General features: G+C 37.2%; 20 protein-coding genes and 2 pseudogenes. 5 read left to right on the plus strand and 17 right to left on the minus strand.

Annotated features, from left to right (window positions below; genetic code table 11):
- Positions 1–330 precede the first annotated feature (330 nt).
- The 4 genes from E1I69_RS20935 to E1I69_RS24520 form a co-directional block, all read right to left on the minus strand.
- Complete coding sequence (locus tag E1I69_RS20935; protein WP_136381492.1) at positions 331–1,338, minus strand: DUF3231 family protein; 1,008 nt, start codon at positions 1,336–1,338, stop codon at positions 331–333.
- 351 nt (positions 1,339–1,689) lie between these two features.
- Entirely contained in the window at positions 1,690–2,583 is an 894-nt protein-coding gene (gene gnd / locus E1I69_RS20940) for a phosphogluconate dehydrogenase (NAD(+)-dependent, decarboxylating) (protein ID WP_136381493.1), read from the minus strand.
- A gap of 55 nt (positions 2,584–2,638) precedes the next feature.
- A complete protein-coding gene (gene zwf / locus E1I69_RS20945; protein WP_136381494.1) occupies positions 2,639–4,096 on the minus strand; it encodes a glucose-6-phosphate dehydrogenase in 1,458 nt (485 codons plus the stop codon).
- Between the two features lie 52 nt (positions 4,097–4,148).
- Positions 4,149–4,325 carry a hypothetical protein gene (locus tag E1I69_RS24520; RefSeq protein WP_154670430.1) on the minus strand — a complete coding sequence of 59 codons (177 nt, stop codon included), beginning with the start codon at positions 4,323–4,325 and terminating at the stop codon, positions 4,149–4,151.
- A gap of 771 nt (positions 4,326–5,096) precedes the next feature.
- Between E1I69_RS24520 and hxlA the strand changes: the two genes are divergently transcribed.
- The 3 genes from hxlA (at position 5,097) to E1I69_RS20960 (ending at position 7,129) form a co-directional block, all read left to right on the plus strand.
- Positions 5,097–5,729, plus strand: a complete 633-nt coding sequence (gene hxlA, locus E1I69_RS20950; protein ID WP_133370872.1) for a 3-hexulose-6-phosphate synthase — start codon at positions 5,097–5,099, stop codon at positions 5,727–5,729.
- Positions 5,730–5,737: 8 nt separating this feature from the next.
- Positions 5,738–6,295 (plus strand): 6-phospho-3-hexuloisomerase, encoded by a 558-nt coding sequence (gene hxlB / locus E1I69_RS20955; protein ID WP_136381495.1) that lies wholly within the window; start codon positions 5,738–5,740, stop codon positions 6,293–6,295.
- A gap of 114 nt (positions 6,296–6,409) precedes the next feature.
- Complete coding sequence (locus E1I69_RS20960) at positions 6,410–7,129, plus strand: 3-ketoacyl-ACP reductase (protein ID WP_136381496.1); 720 nt, start codon at positions 6,410–6,412, stop codon at positions 7,127–7,129.
- A 190-nt stretch (positions 7,130–7,319) separates the two neighbouring features.
- Here E1I69_RS20960 and E1I69_RS20965 read toward each other — a convergent pair whose 3' ends face one another.
- The 4 genes from E1I69_RS20965 to E1I69_RS20980 all read right to left on the minus strand — a co-directional run bounded on the left by E1I69_RS20965 (position 7,320) and on the right by E1I69_RS20980 (position 11,596).
- Positions 7,320–8,210 carry an aldo/keto reductase gene (locus tag E1I69_RS20965; RefSeq protein ID WP_136381497.1) on the minus strand — a complete coding sequence of 297 codons (891 nt, stop codon included), beginning with the start codon at positions 8,208–8,210 and terminating at the stop codon, positions 7,320–7,322.
- 257 nt (positions 8,211–8,467) lie between these two features.
- Complete coding sequence (locus tag E1I69_RS20970; RefSeq protein ID WP_242634665.1) at positions 8,468–9,190, minus strand: SDR family oxidoreductase; 723 nt, start codon at positions 9,188–9,190, stop codon at positions 8,468–8,470.
- A 94-nt stretch (positions 9,191–9,284) separates the two neighbouring features.
- Positions 9,285–9,797, minus strand: coding sequence for a type 1 glutamine amidotransferase domain-containing protein (locus E1I69_RS20975; RefSeq protein WP_136381498.1), 513 nt, complete (start codon positions 9,795–9,797; stop codon positions 9,285–9,287).
- A 935-nt stretch (positions 9,798–10,732) separates the two neighbouring features.
- A complete protein-coding gene (locus E1I69_RS20980) occupies positions 10,733–11,596 on the minus strand; it encodes an SDR family oxidoreductase (RefSeq protein WP_136381499.1) in 864 nt (287 codons plus the stop codon).
- 201 nt (positions 11,597–11,797) lie between these two features.
- Here E1I69_RS20980 and E1I69_RS20985 point away from each other — a divergent pair, with 201 nt between their 5' ends.
- On the plus strand, positions 11,798–12,232 hold the full coding sequence (locus E1I69_RS20985; protein ID WP_136381500.1) for an Rrf2 family transcriptional regulator: 435 nt from the start codon (positions 11,798–11,800) through the stop codon (positions 12,230–12,232).
- A 364-nt stretch (positions 12,233–12,596) separates the two neighbouring features.
- Here the strand turns inward: E1I69_RS20985 and E1I69_RS20990 are convergent, their stop codons facing one another.
- The 9 genes and pseudogenes from E1I69_RS20990 to E1I69_RS21035 all read right to left on the minus strand — a co-directional run.
- Positions 12,597–12,896: an iron-sulfur cluster assembly accessory protein gene (locus tag E1I69_RS20990; RefSeq protein WP_136381501.1), complete on the minus strand. Its 300-nt coding sequence runs from the start codon at positions 12,894–12,896 to the stop codon at positions 12,597–12,599.
- A 143-nt stretch (positions 12,897–13,039) separates the two neighbouring features.
- A complete protein-coding gene (locus E1I69_RS20995) occupies positions 13,040–14,062 on the minus strand; it encodes an LLM class flavin-dependent oxidoreductase (RefSeq protein WP_136381502.1) in 1,023 nt (340 codons plus the stop codon).
- A gap of 42 nt (positions 14,063–14,104) precedes the next feature.
- Positions 14,105–15,064: a TIGR03571 family LLM class oxidoreductase gene (locus tag E1I69_RS21000; protein WP_136381503.1), complete on the minus strand. Its 960-nt coding sequence runs from the start codon at positions 15,062–15,064 to the stop codon at positions 14,105–14,107.
- Positions 15,065–15,075: 11 nt separating this feature from the next.
- Complete coding sequence (locus E1I69_RS21005; RefSeq protein WP_431731898.1) at positions 15,076–15,327, minus strand: ArsR/SmtB family transcription factor; 252 nt, start codon at positions 15,325–15,327, stop codon at positions 15,076–15,078.
- A gap of 328 nt (positions 15,328–15,655) precedes the next feature.
- Complete coding sequence (locus E1I69_RS21010) at positions 15,656–15,940, minus strand: putative quinol monooxygenase (protein WP_136381504.1); 285 nt, start codon at positions 15,938–15,940, stop codon at positions 15,656–15,658.
- An 867-nt stretch (positions 15,941–16,807) separates the two neighbouring features.
- The gene (locus E1I69_RS21025) at positions 16,808–17,902 is read right to left on the minus strand and encodes a glycerol dehydrogenase (protein WP_136381505.1); all 1,095 of its coding nucleotides are present in this window, start codon (positions 17,900–17,902) and stop codon (positions 16,808–16,810) included.
- 428 nt (positions 17,903–18,330) lie between these two features.
- Positions 18,331–18,561, minus strand: coding sequence for a hypothetical protein (locus tag E1I69_RS21030; RefSeq protein WP_136381506.1), 231 nt, complete (start codon positions 18,559–18,561; stop codon positions 18,331–18,333).
- A 104-nt stretch (positions 18,562–18,665) separates the two neighbouring features.
- A complete protein-coding gene (locus E1I69_RS24625) occupies positions 18,666–18,866 on the minus strand; it encodes a hypothetical protein (RefSeq protein ID WP_162604328.1) in 201 nt (66 codons plus the stop codon).
- A 23-nt stretch (positions 18,867–18,889) separates the two neighbouring features.
- Positions 18,890–19,401 (minus strand): annotated as a pseudogene (locus E1I69_RS21035) (DJ-1/PfpI family protein); the annotation flags it as partial.
- Positions 19,402–19,551: 150 nt separating this feature from the next.
- Here E1I69_RS21035 and E1I69_RS21040 point away from each other — a divergent pair.
- Positions 19,552–19,943, plus strand: a pseudogene (locus E1I69_RS21040) (winged helix-turn-helix transcriptional regulator).
- Positions 19,944–20,339: the final 396 nt, after the last annotated feature.

The following is a 20,339-nucleotide window of genomic DNA, read 5'->3' on the forward strand; positions in this document are numbered from 1 at the left end:
GGACCGCCCGCGGAAAGCGAGTACCTGCAGCGGAAATCAACAACCTAGTTTTAGTTGACCCAATAAATATAAAAAATGAGGGGCTGTCCTCAAAAGTCACTTTTCAATGACTTTTTGGACAGCCCCTAAAGGAAATTACTTTCTTAACATGACAACATTTTTTTCTATATCCAGAGTGATAACTAAGTCAGTCATGCCAACAAATAACCCATTTTCAACTACTCCCGGTATCATGTTAGGTATACTTTCTATTTCACTATAGCTAGTAAGTGGAATGCCTAATTCTTTAGCCAATTCTTCCGTTTTTCATAAAGCATACTTATCATTGATCTAATTCTTTGCCAAACTTTCGTGATCAGTGGCAGACGGAGGTTGTTCCATCCATCCCTTTTCTATTAATAGATTTATACCTTCTTCAGCAATTAAGGCAATTTCGGTATTCATTCGTGCGTAATTTGCCGTTAAGTCTCTTCTTTGTCCCATTGATAATGCCTCACTATAATAAGCAATTGCTGCAGAAAGCAGTGTCGCTATATGAAATAGCATAAGTTTATCTGAAAAGGGTGGAACTGTTGAATCTGTTACTTCTGTTTCAAATAACTTTGGAACATGAAGATTCTCCTCTCTTAACATTGAACTTAGAATATCAAAGTGTTTAATACAAAGCTTACGAGCACGTTCCATATAATCTCGTACCTCTTTAGATTGACAAACTTGACTGAACCCTAACTCCAATACCATTTTCACCATTGTTTTCTGCATATTAAGATGCACACCACTGATTTCAATTGCGTTAATAGGTCTACGTTTCCCGAACCAACCAGTTAAATAATTTTGCTTCCTAACAAAATCAATCTTTTGTTGATTGTTTAAAGTAGGAGGTTTGTTAATAATTCCCTTATTTAAGGAAACACTAGTTACCCTATCATATAGTTCCAATGTTTGCGAAGTACATTCAATAAAGTATTTTCTGACATCCTCTCGTATACAAACACTAGTGGCACCAGCATATCTCGTCAAACCGTGAATTGTCATAATATGTAAATAAACAATTTTAAATGTATCAGTAAATAAACTAGGAGCGTCTACTGTGACATCTTCGTCAGTAAAGCCTATTGGAATTGGAAGATTTTCTAAGGATAAGAATTGCTTCGTTTTTTCTAAATGAGTTTCTGATAATTCTAAGGCAAATTCAAGTAAATCTCGAATATCTTCATCCTTTACATCATGTAACATATAGCGAAGAATACATCGTGACATACTATCGTTAACATATTGTGACCAAATGACAGCATTTTCTGATGCATTAATTTTAGTATGGTGATTAATTTGTTCCATTTTATCATCCCTCCTAGCTATTACAGATTAGAATAACCATTTACATTAATTTTATTTGTTATATGTTCCTGGCAAGATAAATATATTATCGTTTTCTTACTCATGTTTATAGGAAATCTTATATGATTGGAAAAGTTAAACATATTTTCTTGATAGGAAGATGCATTACACAAATAAAAGCAGAAGTTAAATAGGGAATTCATACCGTTTGAGATTCCCTATTTAACTTTTCTAAAAAACATACTCCAAATAAATTTTCTATCATTTTAATGGTTATTTCGGAAACTAGTGAGATCTCTCAACTATTTTTAATGACTCTTTTTTCTATTAAATGTGACAGATGTAATTCTGCTAGTTTTTTTCAACAACATGTCCACCAAATTCGTTTCTTAATGCAGCTACCACTTTACCTGTAAAAGTATCGCTGTCTAATGAACGGTAACGCATCAATAGGGACATTGCGATAACAGGAGTGGCTGCTTGTAAATCTAAAGCTGTTTCAACTGTCCATTTCCCTTCACCAGAAGAGTGCATAATCCCTTTAATTTCATCTAGCTTTGCATCTTTTGAAAATGCACGTTCAGTCAACTCCATGAGCCATGAACGAATAACTGAGCCGTTATTCCACACTCTAGCCACTTTTTCGTAGTCAAAATCGAACTTGCTTTTTTCTAATACCTCGAATCCTTCACCAATCGCTGCCATCATACCGTATTCAATTCCATTGTGAACCATTTTTAAGAAATGACCGCTCCCTGCTTTACCAGCATAGATAAATCCGTTTTTGACAGCTGTATCCTTGAAAATAGGTTCCACGATGCTCCAGGCTTCAGGGTCTCCACCAATCATATAACATGCTCCATTACGAGCACCTTCCATTCCACCAGAAGTACCGGCATCCATAAAGTGAATTCCTACTTCCTTTAGTTGGTTATACCGGCGAATGGATTCCTTATAGTGAGAATTTCCAGCTTCAATTACGATATCTCCAGCGTCTAATAATGGTGTCAGTTCATCAATTACTGAATCTACCACAGCATGCGGAACCATAATCCATACAACTCTTGGTTTTTCTAATGATTCAACAAGTTCTTTTAAATCAGATGTACCTTGAGCACCGTATTTCTTCATTTCTTCAACGGCACTACCATTTACATCGAAAGCTACTACTTCGTGCTTGTTATCAATTAAATTTTGACCTAAGTTTAATCCCATTTTTCCTAAACCAATTAATCCAACTTTCATGTTCATTTCCTCCTTAATAATCTAAAAATCTAAAAATATTCTTCACCTTTTATTACTACCACCATTTATATCCTTCCTCTGCCAATAATTGATGGGAAGCATTTGGTCCCATAGAACCGGATGGATATAAATGAAGGGGAATTGTATTTTCCTCAAAAGCCTCTAAGATAGGCTGTACCCATTTCCAAGACAACTCCACTTCTTTCCAATGTGCAAAGAATGTTGAGTCACCACGCATTGCATCGTAAATTAAAAGCTCATACGCTTCAGGAACATCTGCTTGCTTAGCAGAAAAATCAACATTGACTGGTTCGATTTTTCCATTGTTTAATGGGTTTTTACTATTTAATTGTAATGAAACACTTTCGTTTGGATTGATTTCAATCACTAATAGATTTGGCGCAGTTTCTTCTTCTTGATTCCTATACAAATCCTTTAACGTATTTTTGAATTCAATCACAATTCGGGTGGATTTCTCTGTCATTCTTTTTCCTGTGCGGATATAGAAAGGAACCCCTCTCCAAAAATCATCGTCCACACATAGACGGACAGCCACAAATGTGTTATTTAAAGAAGAAGGAGCAACTTCAGGTTCTCCTGTATACCCAACAACTGGTTTACCTTGGATTTCACCAGGACCATATTGACCTCGAATTACATGATTCACCACATCCTCTTTCTTTAATGGACGAAGTGATTCTATTACTTTTCTCTTTTCATTGCGGATCTCTTCTGCACTAATTTGTTTTGGCAGCTGCATTGCTGTCATCATCAACATTTGCAGCATATGATTTTGAAACATGTCGCGAATAGCCCCAGCTTGATCATAATAACCAGCTCTCTCTTCAACCCCAACTGTTTCGCTTGCAGTAATTTGCACATTTGCAATGTATTGATTGTTCCATAATGCTTGAAGCACTGGATTTGCAAATCCTAACGCTTCCAGGTTTTGTACCATCGGCTTTCCAAGATAGTGGTCGATACGAAAAATTTCTTCTTCATCAAAAGCCTTACTTAGTTTATCGTTTAATTCTTGAGCCGATTTTAAGTCATGTCCAAACGGTTTTTCGATAATTAGACGTTTCCAACCTTTAGTAGAACCTAGACCACTCTCGTTAATGTTGAAAGCAATCATATTAAAAAACTCTGGAGCAACAGATAGGTAGAACATACGATTTTCTGGAATATTCAATTCTTCTTCACGTTGTTTAACGAGTTCAAGTAATCCTTTATATCCTTCAGCCTTGATAGCATCTACATGGCTATACCGAAAGGCACGGATAAACACTTCAAGGTTTGAATCGTCATTTAGTGATCGTCTAGAAAATGTTTTTAAGGAATCTTCCACATGGTTTTGGAAATCAGTATCTGATAATTCTCCTCTGCCCACCCCAATAATTGAGATGGGCAGAGGTAGTTTTTGATCCAAAAATAAATTATATAGAGCCGGGAAGATTTTTCTTTTTGCTAAGTCCCCTGTCGCCCCAAATAAGACAAATGTCATTGCCTCCATTTTACATACCTCCAAAATTAAAAATTCCACTTATGCCTTTCTAAAAAAACTACTATAACTCTTGATAGCCAATCCCTGGCTTAGCCATATTTTTATTTGAACCTGCTTGGACCGTAATAATGATGTCCCTAAAATGCGAATGACCACATTTTGGACAATAACCATTATTCGATGTGAAGGTTAGACATCTTGAACAAACTTTGTGATGCTTTGCATGTAACCCGAACATACTATTCACCCTTTCAATGTAAACTTAATGCGGAAGATCAGATGACTGATCAAAAACCACAGTATTTCGTGAATCCAATGTTGCAACAAGATGTAAGTATAATACCTACATTTTTTAAATGGAAGTACGCACTTTTTATTTAAATAGTGATAAAAAAATAACATAATAACAAAATGTATACTGTAGGAAATAAACTCATCCATTTTTGTGTTAAATAAATCAAAAAGCCAGGGTGAGCATCCTCTCCCTGGCCACAAAAATAAAAGTGATATAAATTTGTTGAGAACAGTATTCTTTATGTGTTGAAGCTTTTGGCGTAATAAACGAGCTATCTAAAGCCACTCCTACTGTTAAAAAGAATATAATCAAAAAAATTTATTCATTCAATCTCCCAGCTAGAAATGTCTTTATTAATAAGAGATTTTTATTAATTAACATCAACAATGAAAATTTGGGCAATTATCAAGCAACTTATACAGAAAATTAGCCATGAGGAATGGTGCATTGTTTCTTTTAAAGTTAATAGTAAGACTATATAAGCGGTTTGTCTTATAGTATACTTTTTAGCACTATGTAAAATAAAAGTGCGTACTTTTAACGTTGAGTCATACGTTGTATACTTGCAATTGTTCAGTGAGAGGACATGATAATTCCTTATTGCTCGCAGGTACAGATAAAGCACTATAAGGATTATATTACTGTAAAAGTATTATTACACTTTGGAGACACTATCACTGTACAACAATAAAAAAATTATAGGAGTGAATATAGATGGAATTACAATTAGCATTAGATTTAGTAAATATCCCAGAAGCAATTGAGTTAGTTAAAGAAGTGGAGGAGCACATTGATATCGTTGAAATCGGTACACCGGTTGTAATCAATGAAGGTCTTCATGCTGTAAAAGCAGTTAAAAAAGCATTCCCTAACTTAAAGGTATTAGCAGACCTAAAAATCATGGATGCAGCTGGTTATGAAGTAATGAAAGCTTCTGAAGCAGGTGCTGATATCGTCACAATTCTTGGAACTGCTGAAGATATGTCAATCAAGGGTGCTGTTGAAGAAGCGAAAAAACAAGGTAAAAAAATCCTTGTTGATATGATTGCTGTAAAAGACCTTGCTGGACGTGCAAAAGAAGTGGACGCTATGGGCGTTGATTATATTTGTGTTCATACTGGCTATGATCTTCAAGCAGTTGGAAAGAACTCTTTTGAAGATTTACAAACCATCAAAGGTGTTGTAAAAAATGCTAAAACTGCTATCGCAGGTGGTATTAAGTTAGACACACTTCCAGAAGTCATCAAAGTACAGCCAGACCTTGTCATTGTAGGTGGCGGGATTACTGGACAAGCTGATAAAAAAGCTGCTGCTGCCAAAATGCAACAAATGATTAATCAAGGGTAATTCAGATCATGAATACAACTCAATATCTAGCTGAAATCATAAAAGAGTTAAATCGCTCCGTAGATTTAATTTCGAAGGATGAAGCTGAAAAATTAGTTAATGGGATTCTTGAATCAAAAAAAATCTTTGTTGCAGGCGCAGGTAGATCTGGATTTATGGCCAAATCATTCGCCATGCGAATGGTGCACATGGGGATAGATGCTTATGTGATTGGCGAAACCGTAACCCCTAACTTTGAAAAAGATGACATCTTAATCATTGGATCAGGTTCAGGAGAAACGAAAGGTTTAGTTTCCATGGTTGAGAAAGCAAAAAGCATCGGTGGGACGATTGCAGCTGTAACCATTTTCCCTGAGTCCACTATTGGACAATTGGCGGATATCACAATTAAGTTGCCTGGCTCACCTAAAGATCAGACTGAGAGTGATTTTAAGACGATTCAACCAATGGGCTCATTATTTGAGCAAACACTTTTACTATTTTACGACGCTGTGATACTTCGGTTCATGGAGAAAAAAGGTTTGGATACCAATAAGATGTACGGTAGACACGCAAACTTAGAATAATTATATTATTCCTCGAGTTCTAAATAGGAAAGACCGCAAGCTGTTTCCATGCAAGATTGTGGTTTTTCTGTTAGAACGAATTACTTTAAATTGTAAAAATTTAGGAGTGAAAAAATGATTTCTTTAAATGGAAAAACTGCAATAGTTACTGGCGCAGGAAGAGGCATTGGACGTGCTACTGCTATCGCCTTAGCAAAAGAAGGCGTTCATTTAGGCCTAATCGGCTTAAATATGTCTAATCTAGAAAAGGTAGCTGCTGAACTAGCACAATTTGATATAAAGGTTTCTGCAGCAACAGCAGATGTGACCGATCTTGAATCCGTTACCCATGCTGTTGAACATATCAAATCAGACTTAGGCACAATTGATATCCTAATAAACAATGCTGGTGTTGCTAAATTTGGTGGGTTCCTAGATCTAACACCAGAAGAATGGGAAAAAATCATCCAAGTCAATTTAATGGGTGTGTATAATGTAACAAGAGCAATATTACCAGGAATGATCGAAAGAAAATCAGGAGATATCATCAATATTTCTTCATCTGCTGGCCAAAAAGGTGCTCCTGTTACAAGTGCTTACAGTGCTTCTAAATTCGCTGTTTTAGGGCTAACAGAGTCACTTATGCTAGAAGTAAGAAAACATAATGTCCGTGTTACTGCTTTAACTCCAAGTACGGTCGTTACAGATTTAGCCATTGATACAAATCTTGTTAAAGGCAATGAAGAAAACGTGATGCACCCAGAAGACCTTGCAGAATTAGTCGTGGCTAGTTTAAAATTTAATCCAAGAGTATTCGTTAAAACAGCTGGATTATGGTCAACAAATCCATCATAAAAAGAAGCAGATCCAGTGGGGTCTGCTTCTTTTTGACGATTAACATTAAACAAAAACTAACTAAATAGGGTTTTGATGCGAGAATAATTCGATAAGGATATTAAATTGCTCCGATAAAAAAACTGTATGGAATAAATTCTACACAGTTTTTTTGAAATTCCTATTAGATTGTCAGCAACTCCAACAAGTGTCAAATAATATCCAATGGCATTTTCCTAGTAGGTTTAGGAAATACTTGATCAATTCTACTGAGATCTTCTTCAGTAAACTCAATGGTTGCTGCTTCAGCATTTGCTAAAACATGTTCAAGTTGAACCGCTTTTGGAATAGCGATGACGTTATTCGAACGGATGGTCCAAGCAAGAGCGATTTGTAATGGTTGGACATTATATTTGTCTGCAATATCATGAATAGCTGGATCGTTTAAAAGCTGTCTTCTTAAAGAGCCTCCTTGAGCAAGGGGACTGTAGGCCATGATTGGCATGTTATGTTCACGCTGCCATGGTAAGAGATCGAAGTCGATTCCTCTTGAACCTAAATGGTATAGCACTTGGTTCGTCACACAATTTTTTCCATTCACAGTGTTCCATAGTTCTTCCATATCAATGGTGTCAAAATTAGAGACGCCCCATCTTAAAATTTTCCCTTCTTCACGTAGTTTTTCCATTCCTTCAATTGTTTCCTCTAAAGGAACACGTCCTCTCCAGTGGAGAAGATATATGTCCAAATGATCTGTTCCGAGTCGTTTTAAACTGTTTTCACATGCTTTTGAAATCATATCTAAACCTGCATGATGGGGATACACTTTTGAGACTAAAAAGACTTCATTTCTGCGTCCTTTAATAGCTTCGCCAACTAAGCGTTCAGAGTCGCCATTTCCGTACATTTCAGCAGTGTCAATAAGTTTCATACCCAATTCTAAGCCGAGCTGCAAGGCTTTTATTTCTTTGTCTCTCACTTGGGGATTTTCCCCCATGTACCATGTTCCTTGTCCTAAACTAGGTAAAGAAGTGCCGTCAGGCAGGGTTACCACGTGTTTGGCTAATGCATTTTTAATTTCCTCTCTTTTCTTTTCATCCATTAGGCTCGACCCTTTCTTTTATGTATTTTGGTAACATAGAAGTAGAATGTTAACGTCTCTTCGTATAATGTACGCATATATTTAGAATTTCCCAAAAACCAACAAAATCCTTCTTTGTTGCATTTATGGCCATTTCTGCTTCCATCTGTGCAAAAAAACAAAGAAGTGAGGATGCCCTATAAGTGTCTGACACTTATAGGGCATCCTCATCACTTCTATTCTAAATCAATTTATCAATCGACTTTGACATCAATGGATTAAATCAGATGAGCTCCTCCATCGATAAGAACCGATGTGCCAGTTGTAAACCCATTTTTCGCTAGGTAAACATAGGTTTCAGCTATATCTTTAGGCTGAGCAACACGTCCGACAGGTAATTGCTTAGCAATCCCTTGGTACATATCTTGTCTTTGATCTTCTGGCATTCCGCCGTAAAGAGGAGTGTCAACGATACCAGGTGATACCACGTTTACTCTGATAGGTGCCAGGTCTACTGAAAGTCCTCGTACTAATCCATCGATTGCTGAATTAATGGAAGCTAGAGTCGTTGCACCTTGAGGAGGTCGCACACCATAAACACCAGAAGTTAATGTAATAGAACTTTCATTATTTAAGTATGGAAGAGCAGCACGAACCGAAATATACTGCCCCCAGAACTTGCTATCAAAAGCCTCTCTTACGGCTGCAACAGGCAGTTCGCTAAAGTGACCCATTGCGCCTTCACCTGCCGTAACCACCAGGTGATCAAATTTCCCAACCTTCTTGAAAAAGTCTGCAGCCTTTTCCTCGCTGCGAAAGTCGATTTCATAGCCCTCTACGTTACCGCCGAGCTTCACTTTTGCGTCAGATAATTTTGAAGCAGAACGGCTAGCAATAATGACTTGAGCGGATACATCGAGAAACGCCTTAGCAGCAGCTAAACCAATACCAGAAGTACCTCCTAAAACAACCACTCTTTTTCCTTTTAATGACAAAGTCATAGCCCCCTTTATTCATATATTTGTTTAACCAACTTGCGGATTCTGATAAAAGAATCCGCAAGTTAGAAATAGTTACGTTTTTACAACAGCATTATCATTTAGCTAAAAGTTTTAGTGATTCACGATTAAATGCTGGAATATCTTTTGGTTCTCGACTTGTTACAATATTTTTGCTGATGACAACTTCTTCGTCTTTATAATTTGCACCAGCATTTTTCAAATCGTTGCGAATGGATTTATAGCCAGTGATGTCGACACCTTTTAAAAGGTCTGTATCGATTAACACTTGTGGTCCATGACAAATGGCGAAAACAGGTTTTCCATCTTGGATAAATGCTTTTGCAAATTCACCAAAACGATCGTCTTCACGCAATAAATCCGGAGAGAATCCACCAGGGATAAGCAATGCATCAAAGTCTGCAGGATGAACTTCATCAATGGATTTATCAATTTTTACGGTTGTGCCTTTTTTACCAGTTACTTGGTTACCTGATTGTTTGTCAATCGTGATAACTTCATGACCAGCTTCTTTAAAGGCTTGTGCCGGTTCAGTGTACTCCACATCTTCAAATAGGTTTGTTATAATTGTAGCGATTTTTTTACTCATACTCATTCACCTCCTTTCAATGACAAAACAGAAGTAAAAATGGCCAACAAATTCGTTCCGAAGAGCATCGGCCAATTTCGAGGTTAAGGTCTCATGATCTGCTGATTTCTTCTACAGCATTGACATTTAAATGGAAGGCGGCTACTTCGTAGTTGTGATCAATTAGATTTTTCTTTTGGCTAAATCGCCCGTTGCTCCAAACAAAACAAAGGTCATAGAATCCACTATTCATTCCTCCATTCCTCAAAACATTTTCCGAATAAGGATCTATAACTTTCACTTAAAAACTGTATTTTATATTATTACAGTAAAAATAAAAAATTAGATTTATCTTAAATTCGATCTTATTTACAAAATACAAAGGAGAATTCTTCATTCCCCCTTTTAAAATATCTCATTAGTATATGTGTCTTTTCATCTGAACAATCGCCGCTTAAAGAAGAATTGGCTGCGGTATGAATGTTAGTATAATATCTACAACAGACAATTAAAAGTACGCACTTTTAAGTTATATAGTGAACAAAAAAATACTTAGTATACTTTTATACACTATTGAGAGTGATGTGATTTTCCTTTAGGGGATTTAAAACAGAAAAATCCCTGTTAATATACGAGGATCTTTCAAAATCGCCTTGGAGTTATGATTTAAATAATAGTTTAATCAACTCGTGATAAGAGTATCCCTCGGTTCAAGACTCGTTGTAATATTTTTTCTTAATGCCGACTCTTGGCTTCTCCATATAGTTTTTACCCCATTCATACAAAAATGACCTAGCCTATATATAGGCGTATTAGAAGAAATTTCACGATAAGAAGGATCACCCAAACCATAATGATCGGTAAAAGGGGTTTCCCCTTTAATATAAACCCCTCAAGTAGAAATAATTGTAATTTTAACTTTATCTAGTTGTTTCTTTTAGTTCATTTTATTTTATTTATGAAATTGCATTAACAAGTTGGCTCAGTGCTTCGTTAATCGGAGTAACTGGACGACCAAGAACTTTCTCAAAATCATTGCTTTTAACTTCTAATGAACCGTTCCTAATGCTTTCTTGAATTCCTACTACAATCGGAAGAACAAAATCAGGTAAACCTAAGCCTTTCATGATCTCTGCATATTTTTCGTCACTAACTTGTTGGACAGGTATTTCTTTACCCAATACATTTCCAAGAGCAGATGCCAATTCCTCTTGATTTAAAAGAGGACCAGAAAGTTCATATACCGTATTTTCGTGACCTTTTCCAAGAAGAACTGCTGCCGCTGCATCTGCGTAATCTTGTTGCAGTGCCCAGCCTACTTTACCTTTTCCAGCAGAAGTTACCCATGGAGCTCCTGCAATAGCACCTTGAATGCTTCCGATTTCGTTTTCCAAATACCAATTGTTACGCAAGAAAGAATATGGGATACCCGTCTTAATGATGGCTGCTTCTGTCGCAACATGAGGTGGAGCCATTAAATTTTTGCTTTCTGTTGCATTGGCTAAACTTGTGTAAGCAATAAATTTTATCCCTGCACGGTCAGCTGCTTGGACAGCATTAGCATGTTGTTGGATTCTTGTTTCATTGTCACCATCGGCCGAAATAATTAATAATCGATCAATCCCTTCAAAAGCATTATCTAATGTTTCTGGACGGTCAAAATTTCCTTGACGAACTTCCACTCCACGAGTACGAAGTCCTTCTGCCTTCTCTGGATTTCGGACACTTATCACCAGATCACTTGCAGGTACTGATTTCAATAATGATTCTACAACCTTAGAACCTAATTTCCCTGTTGCTCCTGTAACTAAAATTTTCATTAATATTCCCTCCAGTCGAGTTTTATCTGTAACAATATTGGTTACATGTATTTATTTTAATTACATGTAACCAATCTGTCAACATGTAAAACAATCTATATTATTTTGTTCGTATTTTGGTATAATAAACTTGTAATCAAATTAATTACATGGTGAAGAAAAAAATTATATTAGGATTAGTTGATAGGGGTGGTGAATTACATGTCCATCAGCAGCAGATTTGCAGTCGGAATTCATATATTGGCTCTAATTGAATTAAATAAGGAAGGAGTAACATCTTCTGAATTTTTAGCTACAAGTGTTAACACGAACCCAGCCGTTATAAGAAAACTAATGGGAATGCTTAAAAAAGCTGGTTTGATAGAGGTACACCCAGGAATTGCAGGTGCTAAACTCGCAAAGGAATTATCTTGTATCACACTGTTCGACGTTTATAAGGCAGTAAATGTTGTAAAAGAGAAAGAATTGTTTAGCATACATGAAAGTCCACATCCTGATTGTCCCGTAGGTAGGAACATCCAGAATACAATTGAACCATTATTCACAACAGCACAATTGGCAATGGAGAGGATTTTAAGAAATGTTACTTTAGAAGATGTAGTGAGGGACATTGCTTCTAAAGAAAATATCTGTTAGAAAAGACATTCCAAAGGAATGTCTTTTCTCTTTCTTCTTCAATAACCTACCCTTTTAGTTGAATAAAAAGGACCGGCTGTAAATTGCTTTGCAAAACAGTATATTATGTATATTTCATCCTTGAAAGTATGCACTTTATTTGCATATATTTTCATTCAGAATATATAGTGTAAAAAATAATACTATAAATATAAAAGTAAAAATGCCTTGAGCAGTAATCATGTAAAAATCACTGATCAAGGCTATTAATACTATTTTTGTTAGATATGGTGTTGTTTCTACTCTATAAATACACAGTAATATAGTATATGTTACTGCTAGATAAATGGGAATATAAAAACTATTAGTATCGCTCTGTCACGTGTTAATGATGGTGATGTATTTTGGAAGAATTCGTGATGTCAAATCCTGCTTGCGGCACATAGAAATACTTGATCCAAACCCAATCTAAAAACGGTTCCCTTTTATCAAGTAAAACATCAATGCCTTTGTCTGTTTTCACAATTTCATCATGGTCCGTGGGAGTATCAAGTTTTACATCATAATGGGCATGGTCCCCATGGTCCAATGTAACGTAGACACGAACCATTTTCCCTTCAGCCTCTTCACTTTCCAACATTTGTTTAAGCACTTTAGCAGCATTTCGGTTAATTTTGCAGTTCATATCATTGTCTCCTATTCTAACAATTATTATCTTTTTAATTAAGGAATCCTGTAAACAACCTCATAACCTGAGCTCACGGTTTCATCCATTTTCAATGCCTTAGAAAAATCATCAAGAAGGTTTCCTTGCTGATGTCCTCCTTTTTACCTTTCGCTTTTTATAATTTCTGCCAGAAGCTCGTATGAATGCAGGCGAGCTTTGTGGTCGTAAACTTGGGCAATGGCCATGATTTCATCAGCCTGGCTCTCGTTCAAAAATGTATGCAGCTTGTCCTTTATCGTCTGCTGGCTGCCAACAATCGATGTGCCTAATTGCTGCTCGAGTGCCTTTAATTGGTAGCTGCTTGCCACTTCGGATATGTCATCTACCGGTGGTTGAAGCTGTGTAAGGTTGCCGCTCATCAGATTCAAAAATTGCTGCTGCAGGGTTGTGAAAATGAGTTTTGCCTCTTTATCCGTTTCTGCTGCAATGATATTCAATGCCACCATCGCATACGGCTTATCGAGAACATTCGAAGGCTTAAACGCCTTGCGATAGATCTGCAGAGCACCCATCGTGTTAAGTGGCGAGAAATGGGCGGCAAACGCGAATGGCAAACCCAGTTCTCCGGCCAGCTGCGCACTGAAGCCGCTTGAACCCAGCAGCCAGATTGGAATATTCAAACCTTCACCTGGAATTGCTTTTATAGGGTTCCCCTGTGCCAGGGATGGATCAAAGTAACCGCGGAGTTCTGCTAGTTGCTCAGGAAAGTCATCTCCGGTACTTCCCAAGTCGCGTCTCAATGCACGAGCAGTCCCCTGATCTGTACCGGGTGCCCGCCCCAGACCAAGGTCAATTCGCCCAGGATATAAGGATTCAAGAGTGCCAAACTGCTCTGCGATGACGAGCGGAGCGTGATTCGGCAGCATGATTCCTCCTGAACCAATCCGGATTTGTGATGTACCGGCTGCCACATGGGACATCACCACAGAAGTGGCGGAACTGGCGATAAACGGCATATTATGATGTTCAGCGAGCCAAAAACGGTTGTAACCAAGTTTTTCAGCAAGCTGTGCGAGTTCCAATGTATGGCGGAAAGAGTCGGCTGGAGTACTTCCGGCTGTTATCGGTGAAAGATCCAGCACCGAGAATGGAATTTCGTTTAGTTTAATTGCATGTTTAGACATAAGTTCATCTTCTTCCCTTATCTAATTTTTTTAAAACTAATCTCATACTGGAATTTCATGAGTTGGAAAGTAAGGCCGTACAAACTCTCCAAGCTCCTGTATGACTTCCTCGGGAGGGCGCTTTGAAAAATACAATACAAATGCCAGGTGATTGACACCAATGGATTGAAATTGATATAGAATTTCTAATAACTGTTTGCGCCCTACACGAAATCCTAACGGAATCGGAACAGGAGACGCATCGGGATTTTCCGATAAATCGATAAACAAAGTCTGAGTGAAAGGTTTAAACACTCCTGGGGCGTGAATTTCCGACAACTCGCGATACTCGTTAATCAATTGAGTTTGTTGTGGGATAATCCTAGGGTAATGGATCCAGCCGTCCCCATTCTGGGCGATCCATTCAATCGATTGATTGCTGAATCCTGTCACCATGGTCGGAATCGAAGAAAAAGGCTTGGGGATCATTCTCATATCCGTTCCATCGATGACGCCTAAATCGCTATTGATTGTCGGACTGTCCTCCTTTAACAGCCGTTCAAGGAATGCATAATTTTTCTTAAACAGCCCTCCACTTTCGAGCTTGGATACTCCCAAAGCTTTGAAATCTTTATCCCGGTCTCCTGAAGCCACTCCCATGATCAGCCGTTCGGGAAACAACCGGTCAATAGATGATGCTTCCTTTGCAACTCTGACAGGATGGCGCAGAGGGAGGACCACACTAGCCGTCCCAAGTGCAATATCCTTGGTATGGGCCGCAAGATAAGTCAAATAAATCCATACATCATACATTTGACCATTATCATCAATATTTAAATTCTGAATCGTAACGTCCCGAAGCCACAATGCCGCGAAACCATGGTATTCAATTTTGCGGGCAAGCGACAGCTGATTTTCCATAATCGGATATTTGGACATCCTTGCCGTCGGAATCGCGAAACCAAGTGTCATTTTATCCTTTTGGTACAACCTGTTATATGCTCGATGCTGTAATAAACTCACTTCAATTCTCCTTAAATTTTTGTACCAATGTATTTTTCGAACTTTTTAATCGTCTCCTCATTACGGCGATAATACGTCCATTGTCCGATTCGCTTTATTTCAACAAGTCCGCTTTGCAGCAGAATCGATAAATACTGTGAAGTAGTGGATTGCGAAATCCCCGCCTTGCTTCGGATATCCCCTACGCAAACCCCGCCTTCAAATCCTTCATCAGCAATAATATGGGCTTGCGGTGAAAAATGACTGTCGGGATCTTTTAACATTTGAAGAATGCTCACCCTCGTCTGGTTCGACAATGCCTTAAAAATTTCAACTGCTTGTTCATCATTTAAGCGTTCCAATTCCTGCTTCAATGTCATTTGCCTCTTTCTATATCGATTATCACTATCCCAATGGAAGCTGGATAGATGATCTGAAAGCATCATGCCAAATCGGTAATTCCCGATATTAATATATTAGCCATCTGGTCCTTCCAAATCAAATGATTTGTTTCGAAGGAGGTACGGCGAAAAGCTTCCATCTAAAAAAAGTCCACTAAAAAACCTGTAAATAACAGGTTTTTTCGACGGTTCCGCCACTCCATCTTTGAACTTATTCCATTATTTTCAGCTTATACACTTCTCTATTTGATATAAGGTCTACAATATTGTTCCTGTATTCCTGATAATGAGCCGACTGAATATGGTATTCCAGCGCTTCCTCATCCTTCCACACTTCATATAAAACGAAAGTATGGTCTTCAGATTGGTGCAAGTCATACTTTATACAACCTGCCTCTTCCCTTGATGCCGCTTGTACCTTTTTGAGTTCTGATAATAGTTGCCCCTGCAGGCCTTCTTTTGGTTTTAATTCAGCAGTAATTACAATATGCTCCATTTTCATCCCCCTTAATAATGAGTAGTTTGTCTTTCTTTCATAAAGTTTTTAAGTTGGCAGTGGAGTTTATGTCCCTCCCAGCATCGTGTAAAAAATATACCCTTTTAAATCTCTTATCGGCTTCAATTATGTAAGCTTTTAACTGTTTACTCTTAACTTTTTTAGTTAGGCTTAAATTTAGTAAAGGACTTGATACACATTGATAAAACCTCATATGCGGCGACACAATCTGTGCCTTAATAAAATATAAAAATAAGGACATACGAGGGCTTCAGATTCTCGGGCTTCAAAACCTCATTTCTTATAAAAATCTTGTTTTCCTTTTGCACTAAATAATTGAACCCACTTAATACCTTCTTCTTGCTTCTGAACAGGCTTCCTTTATTAATGATGTAAACCTTCGGGTAGATGGCGGCTCGGTGCGAGTATATAAATTAAGCTAATTCTATAGAAGAATTGTTTAAAAGATGTTTGAGGTAACTCATTTATATATTTCGTTTTGGCTCCAAGGGATTCAATTTTGTTTAAAAATAGTGAGAACTGTATCCTTATGATTTCTTGGTCCTGATAAATCAATTCCTATAACGATCATATAAAACCCTCACTTTTGTAATTAATGCTGTATAAGTTACTCCCCAAAACCCACTGATTTATAAAATAGTATTGTTACCTTTTACTTACTTTCCAGAAGCATTTTTACAAAAAAGCTATAAGAAATGGCTGCTCCTCAGTTATGGTCACCTTTACAGCACTAGGGCCAGGCACCCATAAACATAGTATATAAAATAAACAACACTACAATAAATTTGTAGTGTTGTTCTTATGGAGCCAGACCCGTAATTATATGTGTTGATCTGGAATCCTAAATTATTTCCTTGAAGTTACGTATGCATCAACAGCAAATAATGCATTTGTTACATCCTCCGCTGTTATTGTAAATGGCATTTGATGAATGGTTTCACCCTCCACCGTAGCCTGCCTACCTACTAGAAGAAGTTCCTCGTACGTAACGTTTTCCAGCTTTAAATCTGCCAAAGTCGTTGGTAAATTTAATGCTTGATAGAAATCAATATATTTATCAAGCTCTTCCTTCGGTCTATTTTCTAAAAATAGTTGAGTTAAAGTGCCATAGGCAACCTTCTCACCATGCGTTAGTTCATGAATGGGTCCATGAAGAGCTGTAAAGCCGTTGTGAATCGCATGGGCTGCAGCTAACCCACAGCTCTCGAATCCAATACCACTTAATAAAGTATTTGCTTCAACTACAGCCTCCAAAGCTTCTGTCACAACTTTTGCTCTATTAGCTTCTATCGCTTGCAGACCGTATTCAAATAATGTCTTTTCACATTTTTCGGCAATTGCTATCGCAGCAAGTGATGGTTTCCCGCCAGCCATTGTCATACCATTCTTCTGTATAACTGCTCTTCCCTCTACCCATGTAGCAAGAGCATCAGCAATCCCTGATGCCAGGAGTCTAATTGGTGCTTTACTTATCACATTTGTATCTACTAGCACTAGATCTGGATTTTTTGTGTAAAATAAATATTGCTCGAATACCCCTTCTTCTGTATAAATAACAGATAATGCAGAAGTAGGTGCATCTGTTGAAGCTATAGTCGGTAAGACACCAACAGGAATACCCAGCTTATCACTAATTGCTTTAGCAGCATCAATCGTCTTACCTCCACCGAGCCCGAGTACAACATCACACTCATTGTCCCTACCAATTTCAGACACTCGACTAATTTCTTGCACAGACGCTTCCCCGTTAAAAGGAACATACGTAACAGCAAAACCAGACTTCTCTAAATCTGAATTCAATTCCTGCCCTACGATATTCCATACAAGTTCATCACAAAGCAACAGAGGTTTTTTACCTAATTTTGCAATGTAAGATAAACCAGTTTTGAGAACACCTTTACCTTGTACATAATGTGATGGGCTTGCAAATACTTTTTCCATATTGAGATTCCTCCTTGATCTAGCTACTTTGAAACCTATTTTCGTGAAGTAAATCTAAGTAAGTATGAACATTTAAATATTAACATCAGAATATTAATATAACAATCTCACCATGGAAACGTTCATATAAATTTAAAATATTCATTATGCTACACTTATTATATAGAAAAGTATCTGGACCATAGAGACATGTGGACTGTTCCTGTTTATCACTTAAGAATCGAAATAGCATATCAATTAGTGAAATTATAACTACCAAAATTAGCCATATCCACCAAAGGATAAGGCTCTCATATTTAGGTAAGAACAATCTTCGCGACCGCTTCACATGAACTCCATTCTAATTTCACCTGACTCTGTTTCACATACTAAATCTGTTCTTCGTTTTAATCCTAACCCGAAATTAACCTCTGGTTCAAAATCCTCAATTAATCCAGCTCTTTTAGAGCTTTTCCAAATGTTTTATTTAATATCCTATCATTGGTTGAGGCAATTTTTGACCTAATAAATCGATTTATGGAATGAATAGCATTATTAATCTCTCTAGAACTTGAATCTAATAATGATTCTCTTCCTTCTATATTAAACCCTTTTTTAGCTAATCCATAAATAGTTAATCCAAACATAACTCCCGCTTTAAAAAAATTAATCGGTGACATGCGCTCACCTCCTTTACTGTAAAATTGCGCACGAAAAAAGAGACGATAACCCCTCTGACCTTTTATCATATTTCATTACTCTGTATTTTCACCTGCCCACGACTTCATACAAAGCTAATGGGCTTAACAAGCTCCCCATCTTTCAAAAGACCAATCCCTAGGTTCACCAAACCCTGCAGGTAAAAATTAACTGGTATGGATTCATTGGTGCTTGAATCCACACGGTTCTCATTTTCTTTCCTTACTCTGTCTGAACAAGGTACAAGCTCTGACTTCTTGTTGGCAGCAACCTCCAACTGTAACACCAGCAAATTCCATAGGACAGCACCAATGCTTTTACTAAAGCTTCTCCAAATTCTTTAGCTCCATCTGGACCATCACCAGTGATAATATCATCATGAGCAACAACATTTTTTTCAACATATGTTACTTTATTCGCTTTTAATTGGTCTTTTTGTATATCTACTGGATAGAAGTTGCTTCTCTTCCAGTAAGTAAACCCGTTTTAGCTACAGTAACCGCACCTGCACAAATTCCTGTTACAAGAACTTTATTAGTGTACGCTTGTTTCAAGTAGTCTTGTAATTCTTTATTTTCCCATAGATGATCGTTCGTACCAGATCTACCAATAACAGATACAACATCATAGTCAGAAGCAAAAACGTCTGAGAAAATGACCTCAGCAGTTGCTTTACTTTCATAATCCCCTATGATTTCACCTGTTTTTGTACTTGCAATTGTCACATCAATTCCGTTGCTTTCCAATTCCGCTTTTGGTTGAAATAATTCGTCTTCATTGAAACGTTCTGGTGGTATAATTAAAAGTGCTTTTTTACTCATTTGTAGTTCCTCCTCATTAATGAAAAAGATTTGCCGGTAAGACGACCATTTCATTCTACTGTTTTTTGTTTTCTCACTGTGAAGAATGCACTTTTTTGTAAGGTGGTTACCGACGGGTTACAATTGATACAAATAAGGAGGTAAGAATTTATGCCAGATACATTTAGAAATGAAGTTAAAGAAAAGATCATAAATGGTGATTATAATTGTGAAAAAGAACTTACCTTATCAATTATAAGTGGTAAATGAAAAATTGTTATTTTATGGCATTTGGGGGGGTAGAAGGACCACATCGATTCAGTGATCTCCAAAGGCTTTTTCCAAAAGTATCTCATAAAATATTAACGAATCAATTAAGAGAACTGATGGAAGATGGAATAGTTCATCGCGAGGTTTATCCAGAAGTTCCACCGAAAGTGGAATATTCCATGACTGAATTGGGGATGACTTTACTTCCTATCGTTGAAATGATGTATGAATGGGGAAAAAATCGGATAGCAGAAATCATAAAAGAAATGGATATTTCGGAATTTAACAATTAAGCATTAGCTTACATTTAAAATGTTGCTTTACAAAACCTATTAGAAAAGAAGTACCTTCACTTAACTATAAGGAAGGTGCTTTTTTCTACCCATCATTAAAAATTAAAATGTTCTAAGGGTCCAACACGACTAAACCAAGGCATTTTAAATCCATTTTATTAATCATTTTTGGTAACTCCCTTTATTATTTCAGTTGCAACCGTAACAATGACTGGAATAACTATTTTTTCCTACACTTCATATCACCTCCCTCTATAAATGTTGATTTACCAACGGTTTGATCCGTTAGTGGGGTGTCAAAAAAATATTTTTCGACACAATTCCTAACAGTATTTTTAAAATATGTGAAACTATTCCAATACATGGGTACGCTACGCGGTCACTACTGGATAATGC

The organism is Bacillus timonensis (genome assembly GCF_004799755.1).
Lineage (GTDB): Bacteria > Bacillota > Bacilli > Bacillales > Bacillaceae_L > Ferdinandcohnia > Ferdinandcohnia timonensis_A.